Here is a 12,122-nt window from a genome sequence, read left to right on the forward strand (position 1 = left end):
TATTAAAGGTGGAAAAAGAATTCAATTAACACGTCCTAATCGAATTAATAGTGAGATACGTGCAATTAAAGTTCGTCTTACTGGAGTTGAAGGCGATCAAATCGGCATAGTTAATTTACGTGAAGCTTTAGAAAAATCTGAGGAATTAGGATTAGATTTAGTTGAAATTAGTCCGAATGCTGAACCTCCTGTTTGTCGTATTATGGATTATGGAAAGTTTCTTTATGAAAAAAGTAAATCTTCCAAGGAACAGAAAAAAAAACAAAAAGTAATTCAGATAAAAGAAATAAAATTTCGTCCTGGTACTGATGAAGGTGATTATCAAGTTAAATTACGTAATTTAATACGTTTTTTAGAAGATGGTGATAAAGTCAAAATTACTCTACGATTCAGAGGTCGTGAAATGGCACATCAAAAAATTGGTATTAATGTGTTAAATAGAGTTAAAAACGACTTAATTGAATTAGCAATTGTAGAATCTTTTCCATCTAAAATCGAAGGTCGACAAATGATAATGATTTTAGCACCAAAGAAGAAATAGTAATTTTTAATTATATTTTTTAGAATAAACATATAAATTATTTAAACAATTTTTTATATTTTTTTTCATAATTTAAATGAAATAGTTTATGCCAAAAATTAAAACTTTAAAAAGTGCAGCTAAACGTTTTAAAAAAACTGCATCTGGTAAATTTAAACGTAAACAAGCAAATTTACGTCATATTTTAACGAAAAAAACAACAACTAAAAAACGTCATCTTCGTCCCAAGATTTTAGTGTCTAAAGGAGATATAGATAGAGTTAAATCTTTTTTACCATATGCGTAAATTAACTTATTTTATTAAGATTTTACGAATAGGAGAGCATAAATGGCTCGTGTAAAACGTGGAGTAATTGCTCACGCTCGTCACAAAAAAATCTTAAAACAAGCAAAAGGTTACTATGGAGCTCGTTCACGTATTTATAGAGTAGCGTGTCAAGCAGTAATTAAAGCTGGTCAGTATGCTTATCGTGATAGACGACAACGAAAACGACAATTTCGTCAACTATGGATTTCACGTATTAATGCAGCTGTTCGTCAAAGTAAAATGTCTTATAGTAATTTTATTTTTGGTTTAAAAAAAGCCTCAATTAATATTGATCGAAAAATATTGTCTGACATTGCCGTATTTGATATGTTTTCATTTAACGTATTAGTTAAAAAAGCAAAAGAAGCTTTATTATAAATATTAAAATTGAATATATAAGAGGGGAAAGTTCATCTCCCCTCCATTTTAAAAAATTTATAATATTTAGTAAATTTTTTTTATATTTCAATTTCAGACTCGTTAATTTAAAGAAAAATAAGCTTCCTTTATGGAAGCTTTTTAGTATGTTAAACATGCACTTTAATACAGATAAAATAAAAAAGTATATAAAATGTTAAATTTAAATAAATTATTTGAAACTATTCAAAAAGATATAAAAAATTCAAAAAATATAGAAGAATTAAATGAAATTCGTATTAAATTTTTAGGTAAAAAAGGCATTTTAACTTCTTATATGAAGAGCTTAAAAAATTTTTCTTTTGAAGAAAAAAAGAAATACAGTATTATTATTAATCAAAAAAAACAAGATATTATTAATAAAATTAATAAAAAAAAACAAAAATTAACAGTATTTTTTTTAGAAAAACGTATTAAAGAAGAAACTATTGACGTGTCTTTACCTGGACGTCGTACTGAACGTGGTTGTTTGCATCCTATAACATATACTATTGATTATATAAAAAATTTTTTTTCCCAATTAGGTTTTCAATCAATTAGCAGTCCTGAAATAGAAGATGAGTATCATAATTTTGATGCTTTAAATATTCCTAAATATCATCCAGCCAGAGATAATCATGATACTTTCTGGTTTGATGAAAATCGATTATTAAGAACTCAAACCTCAAGCATGCAAATTCGCATCATGAAAAAAGAAAAACCTCCAATGAGGTTTATTTTTCCTGGAAAAGTATATCGTAATGATTATGATATTACACATACACCCATGTTTCATCAGATTGAAGGTTTAATAGTTGATAAAAATATTAATTTTTCTAATTTGAAATGGATTATATATAAATTTTTATACAATTTTTTTGGAGAAGATGTTTCTATTAGATTTCGTCCATCTTATTTTCCTTTTACTGTTCCTTCTGCAGAAGTAGACATTATTAATGTTTATGGTAAACCTTTGGAAATATTAGGCTGTGGAATGGTACACCCTAATGTTTTGAATAATATGAATATTAATTCGAACATATATTCTGCTTGTGCTTTTGGAATAGGTGTTGAAAGAATAACAATGTTACGCTATGGAATATATGATCTTCGATCTTTTTTTGAAAATGATATAAGATTTTTAAATCAATTTAAATATAATTAGCGAGATAAAATGAAATTTAGTGAAAAATGGTTACGTGAATGGATAGACCCAAATGTTAATAGTACAGTTTTATGTGAACAAATTTCTAATTCTGGTATTGAAGTAGAAAATATTGAGCATTTCAAGTCTATATTTTATGGCGTTATAGTTGGTGAAATAGTTCAATGTATTTTACATTCTCAATACAATAATTTAAAAATATTAAAAGTAGATATAGGAAAAAAAAAATTATTAAACATTGTTTGTGGAGCATCTAATTGTTGTAATAATATGAAAGTTGCAGTAGCTACTGTCGGTGCGATTTTACCAAAAAATATCATAATTAATGCGAAACTTTTAAAAGGAGAATTGTCTGAGGGAATGCTTTGTTCTTTTTCTGAATTAGGTATTTTTTTTGATGATAAAAAAATTATTGAATTTCCTAAAGAAACGCTTATAGGAACAAATGTCAATGAATATTTATCATTAAAAGATAATATTATTAAAGTTTCTATTACATCAAATCGTCCAGATGGTTTAAGTCTTCTAGGTTTATCTCGTAATATAGCAGCTATAAATAATTTAACAATACCACCTTTAAAACAAAAATCAATTCCTATAATTATACAAAAAAAAATTGATATTGATATTCAATCTAAAAAAGAATGTATTAATTATTCAGGAAGAATTATACAAAATATCAATATGAATGTTGAAACTCCTTTTTGGATGAAAAAAAAATTATTTTTCTCTGATGTTTTATCAGAAAATATTATGACAAATATTATTAATTATGTGTTAATTGAACTTGGACAACCATTAAATATATTAAATGCAGATTGTATTGATGGTGCTATTATAGTTCGTATGGCTAACAAAAAAGAAAAAGTGTTTTTAAAAAATAATATCAAAACAACTTTAAATGAAAAAATATTAGTTTTTGCTGATAAGAATAAAATATTGTCTATTCCTGGAAATATAAATTCTAATATTGTTGATATAAACGAGAATACTAAAAATATATTTTTAAGTTCTGCTTTGATTGATAAAAAAGCAATTTCTTGTATTATTAAAAAAATGAATTCTAATAAAGCTTTGGAATATTATAATTATGGTATTGATCCGTGTATTCAAAATTATGCTATTGAATACGCAACTGATTTAATTATAAAAATATGTGGTGGCATGCCAGGTCCTATTAATAGTAATAAATCTCATTCGCCTATACATAAAAATAATACAATAAGGTTATATCATCAAAAATTAAATAAAATAACAGGTTTTTTGATTGATCCAACGATTGTTTCGAATATTTTATCTAGTCTCGACTATCAGTTAAATTTTCAAAAAAATTTTTGGGATGTTATTCCTCCTAGCTGGCGATTTGATATATTAATTGAAGAAGACGTAATTAGTGATATACTTCGAATATATGGATATAACAATATTTGTTTAACTCCATTAAAAGAAAATTTAAACTGTAGTAATAAAAATGAATTAACAGATTCTTTATTAAAAAAATTTTCTGTTATATTAACTAATAAAGGTTATTATGAAGTTATTAACTATGGTTTTATTGATCCTAAAATACACAATTTAATTTTTCCAAATAAAAAAACTTTATTATTATCTAATCCTATATCTCAAGATATGTCATGTATGCGTTTATCTTTATGGCCTGGTTTGCTTAAAAATATTTCTTATAATAAAAATCGTCAACAAGCAAATATTCGCATTTTTGAAAGTGGACTTTGTTTTTCAATAGATAAAAAAGAACATCTTGGTGTTAGACAAGAAATTTTTTTAGCGGCAGTAATCAGTGGTAACGATATTAAAGAAAATTGGTATGATAAAATAAGAAAAATGGATTTTTATGATTTAAAAGGTGATTTAGAATCGATATTAGAGTCAGTATATCAATTAGATGATATAGAATTTCGACGTGAGAAAATTTCTGGATTGCATCCGTCACAAAGTGCATCTGTATATTGTAAAAATCATTTAATTGGTAGTATTGGAACAATTGATCCAAGATTAGAAAAAGAATTAAATATAAATAGTACTACATTTTTATTTGAAATATCATTAAATAATTTTTCAGATATTAAACCATTAAAAATCCAAGAAATTTCAAAATTTCCTACAATTCGACGTGATATTGCAATATTAATATCAAAAGATATTGCGGTTTATAATATTATTAAAAAATGTAAAGAGTTTTTTATTGATGAAAAAGTAGAAATTAATCTATTTGATATGTATTTTTCTAAAGAATTTAATAGTGATAAAAAAAGCTTAGGCATTAGTTTTATTTTTCAGAATAAAACAAGAACTTTACAAGATGAGGAAATTAATTTAATGATGAATGATTGTATAGAAGTATTAAAGAATAAATTTCAAGCTGTATTAAGGAAATAAAATTATGGTTCTTACAAAAGCTGAAATTTCAGAAAATTTATTCGAAAAGTTACAATTAACTAAACAAGATTCAAAAAAATTTGTAGAATTTTTTTTTGAGGAAGTTAGGAAATCTTTAGAGAAAGGAGAAGATGTTAAATTGTCTGGATTTGGAAATTTTCAAATAAAGAACAAAAAAGCTCGTCCTGGTAGAAATCCTAGAACAGGAGAAAGTTTTCTTATAACAGCTAGACGAGTAGTGACGTTTAAAGCCGGTCAAAAACTCAAGGCCAAAATTGATCATTTTTTAATAAAAAAAAATAATCATATCTAATATCATTAGAATAGTTTTCTTTTTAAAAAGAAGTAGAGCATGCGACTTTCTGATTTTTCTTTTAATTTACCAAAATTACTTATACCTTTTTATCCTTATTTTATTTTTAGCTTATGCTGCTAAACAGTGATGTATAAAAATTCTAGAATATCGTTTTAAAAAATACTAAATTTATTCCTGCTTATTTTTTTAGACAGAAAGAAAGTAGAAGAAAATTTAAAAATTGAGTTGAAAGAATATTAAGTATTCATAAGATATTAGCAATAATCAAAAATTCCTAAAATATCAATATTAAAATTAAAATTTTTTTAGACTGAATATAAAATTAAAAGTTTTGTTATTAGGTACAAGATTTCTTTTTTTAAAACTATTTTCATAGTAATAGTTATTTAGCTATTGACATCATTAATAATATTCGAAAACTTCTTGGACTGCTAGATTACATTTTGATTTACCTTTATTAGAAAAATTATACAATAAAATCCTAGATATAGACTACATAATTCTTCATATAGGTCCTGGAATATTTTAAACTATTAAAACGATAAAAATCAAAGAATATATTATACATTCTAAATTATTTGAGATTTCTTTTTTACTGATTAAAAATGTTAAATATTTTAAAAAAATAAGCATATTATAGGAATTGGTACTATTTTACCTTGTGTTTTAGAAAGTGCATATCATTTACCTGAATAGGGTAAAAATAAAAGTTTTATTGATGATTATAATTTTTATTTTTCTAAATCAATATTAATTGAATTATTTTCTTCTTTTTTAGAAAATAGAAACACAATGAATGCTTATCATAAAGTAATAATAAATTAATATAGTTTTTTTAGCTATATCTGTAGGATCTATAAAAATTATAATAAATTATTTTAATATTGATTGTTTAATATACTTCGAACAAAAATTCTTTAAAAAATATTATTAGGATCATGAGGAAGAAATGAATTTTCAACTTTTACATCAAGATGGAAATGCTAGATATGGTTTTTTTAATTTTAATAAAAAAATAATAGAAACACCTATTTTTATGCCAGTTGGTACTTATGGTGCTGTAAGAAGTATCAGTACAGAAGAAATTAAAAAGACTGGAAGTAAAATTATTTTAGCTAATGCATTTCATTTATATTTTAGACCTGGACATAAAATAGTCAAATTACATGGAAGTTTACATGATTTTATGAATTGGTCTGGACCTATTCTTACAGATTCTGGAGGATTCCAAATTTTTAGTCTTTCACAGTTTTGTAAAGTTAATAATGAAGGAGTTCTTTTTAAAAATCACATCAATGGAAAAAATATTTTTTTAACTCCAGAAATTTCTATGAAAATTCAATTAGATTTAGGTTCGAATATTGTTATGATTTTTGATGAATGTATTTCATATACTCAAGATTGGGAAAAAACAAAAAGTGCAATGGAGAGATCATTAATTTGGGCAAAAAAAAGTCGTTTATATTTCGATTCTCATAAAAATAAAAATTTATTATTTGGGATTATTCATGGAGGAGTGTACTCATCTTTACGTGATATATCACTAAAAGAATTAATAAAAATAGGTTTTGACGGATATGCATTGGGTGGTTTAGCTGTTGGAGAACCAAAAAAAGAAATGTATAGATTATTAGATCATGTTTGTCCTCAAATACCAAAAAATAAACCTCGATATTTAATGGGAGTAGGTAAACCAGAAGATTTAATAGAAGGAGTTAATCGGGGTATAGATATGTTTGATTGTGTCATGCCCACTCGAAACGCTAGAAATGGATATTTGTTTGTTACAAATGGCATAATTAAAATTAGAAATAAACAATACAAGGAAGATTTATCTTGTTTAGATAGTGCTTGTACTTGCTATACTTGTCGATATTATACTCGTTCTTATTTACATCATTTATCTTCTTGTAATGAAATGTTAGGAGCTCGTTTAAATACAATACATAATTTACATTACTATCAGACGTTAATGTCTAATATAAGAAATTCAATAAAAAATAATAAATTTCGTCAATTTGTATTGAATTTTTATAAGCAAAAAAATAAAATAAATTTTTAATAAGACAGTTTTAAGGAAAAATAAATGAGTTTTTTTATTCAAAATGCAAATGCTGCAGTTTCTGAAACATTAGAAAATAATAATTCATATTCTTTGATATTTATGGTGATAATATTTTTATTAGTTTTTTATTTTATGCTGTTTCGTCCTCAACAAAAGAAAGACAAAGAACATAAAAATCTTATGAATTCTCTTGTTCAGGGAGATGAAGTGATGACTACTAGTGGTTTTTTAGGACGAATTAAAAAAATTACAAAAAATGGATATATTTTGCTTCAATTAAACGATACAACTGAAATATTCATAAAGCAAGAATTTATTTCATCATTATTACCTAAAGGCACTTTACGATCTTTATAATTTTTATTTGTAAAATAGGGTTTATTTGTAATAAACTATTTATTTTTTAAAAATATTTAATATAAATAAGAAAAATCTACTATGGAAAAGAAAATTTTTTTAATTTATCCAATATTAGTAATCGATTTAATCGTATCCTAGAGTTGGGATGATGTATTTTTACTTTCTTAAAAAAATTGCATATAGGTTTTTCAAGATCTTTTATTTTAACTAAAATATCTTGATATCTTTTTTCTAAAAATAAAGTTCTTGTATAAATATTAAAATTTTCTATTTGATTAAATAATATGATTTCTTCTGCTTCTATCATTAGTTTGATATTTATGTATCCAGTAATTTTCTCATTTTCTTTTTCTAAAATATTAGATATTCTTTTAATAGATAATATTATTGATTTTGAACTTTCTAATTTTTGGAAAAAAGATATAGCTTGTATTTTTTGATGAATATCTATTAGTTGTGTTGATTGATATGATAATACTGATTTGATAACTTTTATACTATATCCTGTTTCTTGATACCAATAAAATAGTCTTTTTATAAAAAACTTAATAATTTTATTAGATAAAACCGTATTATTAGAATTTTCTTTATTATACAGATAAAGACTTTTATTAATTAAATCTTTTAAATCTAATAATATGTTTTTTTCTATAATAATACGTATTATGCCTATAGCTAAACGTCTTAATCCAAATGGATCTTTATCTGAACTTAGAGTGTTTCCAACATAAAACATTCCTGATAAAGTATCCATTTTATCAGTAATTGATAATGCACAACCTATTGAAGTGTATGGAAGCTTATCCCCTGAAAAAGCTGGTAGATATTGTTCTTTAAGAGCAATAGCAATATCTTTTTTTTCTTGATCTTCTAAAGCACAGTACATGCCTATAGTGCCTTGTAATTCTGGGAACTCACATACTGTATTAGTTACGAGATCACATTTAGATAGCATTGCTGATCTGATTGCATCTTGTACATTGCTATGACTATATTTAGCAATCCATTCTATAAGCAATTGAAGCCGTAGTGTTTTTTCATATAATGAACCAAGGTTATTATGGAATAAAACTTTTTTTAGAGATAAAAGATAATGTTCTAATTTTACTTTTCTATCATTTTTAAAAAAAAAATTAGCATCTGAAAGTCGTGCATGCATTACTTTTTGATTTCCTATAATAATCTTTTCTGGTTCTTTTGAATTAATATTAGAAATAAAAATAAAATACGGAAGAAGTTCTTTCTTGGAATTATATATTGGAAAACATTTTTGTTGTTTTTCTATAGTGTATATTAATATTTTTTTTGGCATCTTAAGGAATTTTTTTTCAAAAGTTGCTAAAAGTGCTGTAGGTGATTCTACTAAAGCAGTCACTTCTTCAATTAAATAATTACTATTTTTTGCAAATCCATTAATATTTTGTGCAGTTTCTTTGATTTTTTTTAAAATTGTTTCTTTTCGAATTTCATAATCAGCAATAATGTTATTTTTTTGGAAAAGAATTTTTGGATAATTTTCTGCATTATTAATTTTTATTTGATCGTCTTTTGAAGAAAGATGATTTTGAAGAAGATTATTAGAAGAAACATTAAATATCTTTCCTGAAATAATTTGATTATCTAATAATATTACAATATTACGAATAGGACGAAAGAATTTTTGATTATTTTCTTCCCATCGCATAGCTTTTTTTATAAAGATTTTTTTAAGAGCTAATTCAGTAATTTTGGGAATTAATCGTTCGGTATTTTCCTGTTTTTTTATTTTTTTATATAATAACCACTCACCTTTTTCGTTTTTTAAATGACTAGCTTGATTTATGTTAATTTTACAATGTTTTAACCAACAAATAGCAGCTTCTGTTAAAAATCCATTTTTATCGTAAGAATTTAATATCGATGGACCTCTTTTTTTAATTTCTATGAATTTATCTGTTGTATCAATATCTGTAATTTTTAATGCGAGTCTTCTTGGAGTGGAAAAGTGCTTAATACTTTTATATGTAATATTATAAGAATTTAATTCTCTAATAAAGTTTTCATAAAAACATAAAGATATTTTTGAAAGCAATCTAGAAGGTAGTTCTTCTGTACCTATTTCAATTAATAATGTTTTTTTTTTCATGTTTTTCTCTTTTTTTGTTACATAATGGAAAACCTAGTTTTTCTCTTGAATTTAAATATTTTATTGCAATTTGAGTAGTTAATTTTCGAACTCGTAAAATGTAATTTTGACGTTCGTTTGAAGATAAAACTTTTCTTGCATCTAATAAGTTGAATATATGATTTGCTTGTAATATTTTTTCATATGATACGAGAAATAGTGGTTGTTTTAAATTTATTAATTTTATTGCTTCTTTTTCATATTGTTGAAAGGAATTAAATAAAAAATCAATATCAGAATATTGAAAATTATACTGTGATTGTTCTATTTCATTTTGTTTGAAAATATCACCATAATTTATTTTTTTATTATCATGCACACTCCAAACCAGATCATATACATTTGATTTATTTTGCATATGCATAGCAATTCTTTCTAAACCGTATGTTATTTCTACAGTTACAGGATTACATTCTAATCCGCCTACTTGTTGAAAATAAGTAAATTGAGTAATTTCCATACCATTTAACCAAACTTCCCACCCAATACCCCAAGCACCTAATGTAGGATTTTTCCAATTATCTTCTACAAAACGTATATCATGTATTTTTTCATCTATATTTAATAAATTCAACGAATTTAAATAAAGATTTTGAATATTTTTTGGAGGAGGTTTTATAATGACTTGAAATTGATAATAATGTTGCAAACGATTAGGATTTTCTCCATATCTTCCATCAGAAGGACGACGGCAGGCTTGTACATATGCAGCATTGATTGGTTCTGGTCCAATGGTACCTAAAAAGGTTATATTATGAAAAGTACCTGCTCCTATTGGAAGATCTAAGGGTTGAAAAATAGTACACTGTTGTTGTGACCAGTATTCTTGTAAAGTTTTAATTAAATGATAAAAATTATTATGATAATTTTTCATGTTACATCCAAAAATGATAACAATTCTTTTTTTTTATATATTTTAAATATTTTGGAATAATTAAAAATGTACTTATATGTAAAATAATAATAAAATTTTGTAAAGAATTTATTTTAAAATTTAATGCATTTTAAAAAAAAAGATTAAAAGTTCTATTTTATAAAGAATACAGTGATACAAATTAAAAAGAAAGAAAATTATCAATTGATAAATATATATTATAAATCATGATTTTACTTGATTCAGATTTAATAAATTATAGTTTAAAAAATAAACTAGTTGTATTTGTAAAAAATATATTCTATAAAATTTTTTAAGATTAACTCGTATAATTTTTTTTTAAAATATTAATTTTATAATATAAATAATATTACTATTAATTCTTTTTTATAATTTTGTTTGAATTCTGACTAAAAATTTTCTTCATAAATTTTATTTATAAAAAATATTGAATATTGAATTCAATTTATTTTTATTGATTAAAATATGTTTTCTCAGTATCATATTATTTTAATGTAAAAAATTTGTTTCTCTATTAAATAGAAAATTAAATTTTTACTAATATTTATATATATTCTTATTATGTCATTCTTTTTTAATTTTTTAAATATTTTTTAAAATATTGAAACAGAAATTATTCTAGCAGGAAAAAGATGAAAATATGAATTATATTGGAGCACATATTAGTTCTTCTGGTGGTTTGGAAAAAATAATTTTACGTGCTGTTCAAATAAAAGCAACAGCATTTTCTTTTTTTACGAAGAATCAGCGTCAGTGGTTCTCTCCTCCATTGGTTCAAAAAACAATAGATTGTTTTAAAGATTTATGTATTAAGCATGCATTTACACCTCAACAAATTCTACCTCATAGTAGTTATTTAATTAATTTAGGCCATCCTATTGATGAATTATTAGAAAAGTCTAGAACATCTTTTATTGATGAAATGATTCGTTGTAACCAACTTGGTTTAATACTTTTAAACTTTCATCCAGGTAGTCACTTAAATAAAATTACTGAAGGTTCTTGTTTGTTAAGAATTGCTAAATCTATTAATATAGCTTTAGAAAAAACTAAAAATGTAATTGCAGTAATAGAAAATACAGCAGGACAAGGAACTAATGTAGGATATTGTTTTGAACATTTATCTCAAATTATTGAAAATGTTCATGATAAATCTAGAGTTGGGGTATGTATTGATACTTGTCATTTGTTTGCATCAGGATACGATTTGCGTACTGAGCAAGATTGTAAAAATACATTTGAAAAATTTAATAATTTAATAGGATTAAAATATTTAAGAGGGATACATTTAAATGATTCTAAAAGAAAACTTAATAGTCGTATTGATCGTCATGAAAGTTTGGGATTAGGTGAAATAGGGAAATTAGCTTTTAGATGGATAATTAGAAATAAGAATTTCTACAATATTCCAATTATTTTAGAAACGGTTAATCCTAAGATATGGAAAGAAGAGATTCATTGGTTAAGATCACAAAAAAAATATAATCAAAAAATTTTTTTATATTAAAAGAGGTAT

At 23.9% G+C, this 12,122-nt stretch carries 11 protein-coding genes; 9 read left to right on the top strand and 2 right to left on the bottom strand.

Annotated elements, in window-relative coordinates:
• Window position 1 precedes the first annotated feature (1 nt).
• From infC to yajC, 8 genes are all read left to right on the top strand, one after another.
• Window positions 2-541 (top strand): translation initiation factor IF-3, encoded by a 540-nt coding sequence (infC, locus tag BAKON_RS00640; protein ID WP_014499287.1) that lies wholly within the window; start codon window positions 2-4, stop codon window positions 539-541.
• A gap of 88 nt (window positions 542-629) precedes the next feature.
• Window positions 630-827: a 50S ribosomal protein L35 gene (rpmI, locus tag BAKON_RS00645; protein ID WP_014499288.1), complete on the top strand. Its 198-nt coding sequence runs from the start codon at window positions 630-632 to the stop codon at window positions 825-827.
• Window positions 828-869: 42 nt separating this feature from the next.
• Entirely contained in the window at window positions 870-1,226 is a 357-nt protein-coding gene (gene rplT, locus BAKON_RS00650) for a 50S ribosomal protein L20 (RefSeq protein ID WP_014499289.1), read from the top strand.
• Window positions 1,227-1,419: 193 nt separating this feature from the next.
• Window positions 1,420-2,409 carry a phenylalanine--tRNA ligase subunit alpha gene (gene pheS, locus BAKON_RS00655; protein WP_014499290.1) on the top strand — a complete coding sequence of 330 codons (990 nt, stop codon included), beginning with the start codon at window positions 1,420-1,422 and terminating at the stop codon, window positions 2,407-2,409.
• Between the two features lie 9 nt (window positions 2,410-2,418).
• Window positions 2,419-4,806: a phenylalanine--tRNA ligase subunit beta gene (gene pheT / locus BAKON_RS00660; RefSeq protein ID WP_014499291.1), complete on the top strand. Its 2,388-nt coding sequence runs from the start codon at window positions 2,419-2,421 to the stop codon at window positions 4,804-4,806.
• A 4-nt stretch (window positions 4,807-4,810) separates the two neighbouring features.
• A complete protein-coding gene (locus tag BAKON_RS00665; protein ID WP_014499292.1) occupies window positions 4,811-5,119 on the top strand; it encodes an integration host factor subunit alpha in 309 nt (102 codons plus the stop codon).
• 952 nt (window positions 5,120-6,071) lie between these two features.
• Window positions 6,072-7,184: a tRNA guanosine(34) transglycosylase Tgt gene (gene tgt / locus BAKON_RS00670; RefSeq protein WP_014499293.1), complete on the top strand. Its 1,113-nt coding sequence runs from the start codon at window positions 6,072-6,074 to the stop codon at window positions 7,182-7,184.
• Window positions 7,185-7,208: 24 nt separating this feature from the next.
• Window positions 7,209-7,544, top strand: coding sequence for a preprotein translocase subunit YajC (yajC, locus tag BAKON_RS00675; RefSeq protein WP_014499294.1), 336 nt, complete (start codon window positions 7,209-7,211; stop codon window positions 7,542-7,544).
• A gap of 79 nt (window positions 7,545-7,623) precedes the next feature.
• Here the strand turns inward: yajC and glyS are convergent, their stop codons facing one another.
• Together glyS and glyQ are read right to left on the bottom strand one after the other, a co-directional pair.
• Window positions 7,624-9,672, bottom strand: coding sequence for a glycine--tRNA ligase subunit beta (gene glyS / locus BAKON_RS00680; protein WP_014499295.1), 2,049 nt, complete (start codon window positions 9,670-9,672; stop codon window positions 7,624-7,626).
• Entirely contained in the window at window positions 9,647-10,585 is a 939-nt protein-coding gene (gene glyQ / locus BAKON_RS00685) for a glycine--tRNA ligase subunit alpha (protein ID WP_014499296.1), read from the bottom strand. Before glyQ ends, glyS begins: the two co-directional genes overlap by 26 nt.
• Before the next feature lie 661 nt (window positions 10,586-11,246).
• On the opposite strand from glyQ, the gene nfo reads away from it, so the two are divergent.
• Window positions 11,247-12,113 (top strand): deoxyribonuclease IV, encoded by an 867-nt coding sequence (nfo, locus tag BAKON_RS00690; RefSeq protein ID WP_014499297.1) that lies wholly within the window; start codon window positions 11,247-11,249, stop codon window positions 12,111-12,113.
• The last annotated feature ends 9 nt before the right edge of the window (window positions 12,114-12,122 follow it).

Source organism: Buchnera aphidicola str. Ak (Acyrthosiphon kondoi) (assembly GCF_000225445.1).
Classification (GTDB): domain Bacteria; phylum Pseudomonadota; class Gammaproteobacteria; order Enterobacterales; family Enterobacteriaceae; genus Buchnera; species Buchnera aphidicola_A.

Bases quoted from the DNA above. Each gene is read 5' to 3' on its own strand.
- BAKON_RS00665 (WP_014499292.1), top strand. From the start codon at position 4,811: ATGGTTCTTACAAAAGCTGAAATTTCAGAAAATTTATTCGAAAAGTTA.
- glyS (WP_014499295.1), bottom strand. From the start codon at position 9,672: ATGAAAAAAAAAACATTATTAATTGAAATAGGTACAGAAGAACTACCT.
- rpmI (WP_014499288.1), top strand. From the start codon at position 630: ATGCCAAAAATTAAAACTTTAAAAAGTGCAGCTAAACGTTTTAAAAAA.
- tgt (WP_014499293.1), top strand. From the start codon at position 6,072: ATGAATTTTCAACTTTTACATCAAGATGGAAATGCTAGATATGGTTTT.
- glyQ (WP_014499296.1), bottom strand. From the start codon at position 10,585: ATGAAAAATTATCATAATAATTTTTATCATTTAATTAAAACTTTACAA.
- pheT (WP_014499291.1), top strand. From the start codon at position 2,419: ATGAAATTTAGTGAAAAATGGTTACGTGAATGGATAGACCCAAATGTT.
- rplT (WP_014499289.1), top strand. From the start codon at position 870: ATGGCTCGTGTAAAACGTGGAGTAATTGCTCACGCTCGTCACAAAAAA.
- pheS (WP_014499290.1), top strand. From the start codon at position 1,420: ATGTTAAATTTAAATAAATTATTTGAAACTATTCAAAAAGATATAAAA.
- yajC (WP_014499294.1), top strand. From the start codon at position 7,209: ATGAGTTTTTTTATTCAAAATGCAAATGCTGCAGTTTCTGAAACATTA.
- nfo (WP_014499297.1), top strand. From the start codon at position 11,247: ATGAATTATATTGGAGCACATATTAGTTCTTCTGGTGGTTTGGAAAAA.